The sequence below is a fragment of the Alkalinema pantanalense CENA528 genome, assembly GCF_050753345.1.
GTDB classification, from domain to species: domain Bacteria; phylum Cyanobacteriota; class Cyanobacteriia; order Leptolyngbyales; family Leptolyngbyaceae; genus Alkalinema; species Alkalinema pantanalense.
Genome location: NZ_JBLZFX010000226.1, coordinates 1 through 1,275 on the forward strand (window position 1 = coordinate 1; position 1,275 = coordinate 1,275).

At 49.3% G+C, this 1,275-nt stretch carries 1 protein-coding gene; it reads left to right on the forward strand.

The window, feature by feature from the left end; genetic code table 11:
* Positions 1-169 precede the first annotated feature (169 nt).
* Positions 170-1,162: a transposase gene (locus tag ACN4EG_RS27765; protein WP_431633525.1), complete on the forward strand. Its 993-nt coding sequence runs from the start codon at positions 170-172 to the stop codon at positions 1,160-1,162.
* The last annotated feature ends 113 nt before the right edge of the window (positions 1,163-1,275 follow it).

Sequence of the window (1,275 nt, forward strand, 5' to 3'; positions counted from 1 at the left end):
GCATACTGCATTTGAGCAATTGATCCGTCCTATGAATCAGTTCATCTGTCCTTCAGTGCAGCGATTAAACCTGCAACTTATCTTTTCCTCTGCTTAGAGTGACTGAAGAGGGCTAAAGTGGACGGAATGTCGGAAACTGGCTGAATAATCACAGTCAGCCAAGTTCATTATGAAACTCTATCGACGCATTGAGCAAATTCTGCTCCAGTTCCGTCCAGTCTTCAGTCGTGCAGCGACCTTTGAGTGGTTTGTATTGCTGTTTTGGGGTGTCTTATTGACGACTCAACCGTCGGCAGTGACCCGTTATCTGAACGCATTAGGACTCGGTGAAGGCTACTATCATCAGGCGTTGCATTGGTTTCATTCGAGTGCCTTCTCGGTCGATGGGTTGTGCCAGCACTGGAGCAAGTGGTTAAGCGCCCATCCGCAGGTAGAGCAATTACAAGGACAGCGATTGTACGTGGGAGATGGCATCAAAGTTGCCAAGGAAGGCCGTAAGATGCCAGGGGTGAAGAGACTTCACCAAGAATCGTCAGATGTCAGAAAACCGGAATGGATTCGGGGACACTACTTCAGTGCTTTGAGCATCTTGATGGGAGCCGGAACCGCCTTGTTTGCAGTACCGCTCGTGTTCAAACTGCATGACGGGATTGTCGAGGAAACAGCCTCCACTCAGGCGTCTACTTTAGTCGATAAGATGTCAGCCTTGTGCGTTACCTACATGAGTTGGGGCAGCTATGTTTTGCTCGATGCTTATTATGCGGCCGCCAATGTGTTGCAACCGTTGCGAGAGCATGGGTTACATCTGATTAGTCGAGTTCGAATTTCCACCGTCGCTTATGCGCAATTCAGTCCTTATCCCGGCACGCGAGGACGGGGACGACCGCGAAAATGGGGTAGCAAGATCAAGCTCCAAGAGCTATTTGCTCCCAAAGAAGCTTGTCTCAAAACAGTCGTCTGGCTCTATGGTCAGCAAACAACCGTCTACTATCAGTGCTTTCAATTGTTGTGGGATAGCCCAGATGCGGCAGTGCTGTTTGTCTTAACCCAACTCCCAAACGGCAAGCAGATCATTCTCCTATCCAGTGATGTGATGCTGGCAGCGGAGCAGGTCATTCAAGGGTATGGCAAACGCTTTAAGGTCGAAGTCCTGCTTGACTGACAAAAGTATTGAGGAATAAAACGAAAGCGGGACGGGCGTTGGAGTCTGGTTTAGGCTAGAAGTTACCACACAACCAGTCGAACCATCATGACTCCAAGTACCCATTTGTATGA